Below are 246 nucleotides of genomic sequence, written 5' to 3' on the forward strand. Positions count from 1 at the left end.
CAGGCCGTCTTCGCCGGGGACGTCGAAGCAAGCAGCGGCCACCTCGAGGGCTCGGAGCTCATGGACGACCTCGAGTTCGAGGTCGCCGGCTCCCCGACCTATCTCGACCTCGAGGTCGTCGACGACGAGGAAGTGCCGTCGGTTCGACCCGCGGGAGCGACGGTGATGGACACCGACGAGGACGGCGAGCACGCCTCGCTCGGGGTTCGCTACCAGCAGCGGCTTCCGACGCCGGGGCTCCCGCTG

General features: G+C 70.3%; 1 protein-coding gene. It reads left to right on the plus strand.

Going from position 1 to position 246, the window contains the following annotated elements; translation table 11 throughout:
* Positions 1 to 246: hypothetical protein (locus tag C493_RS21935; protein ID WP_007261698.1), on the plus strand; the 246-nt coding region annotated here is incomplete at both ends.

Origin of the sequence: Natronolimnohabitans innermongolicus JCM 12255 (assembly GCF_000337215.1) — an archaeon.
Taxonomy (GTDB): Archaea; Halobacteriota; Halobacteria; order Halobacteriales; family Natrialbaceae; genus Natronolimnohabitans; species Natronolimnohabitans innermongolicus.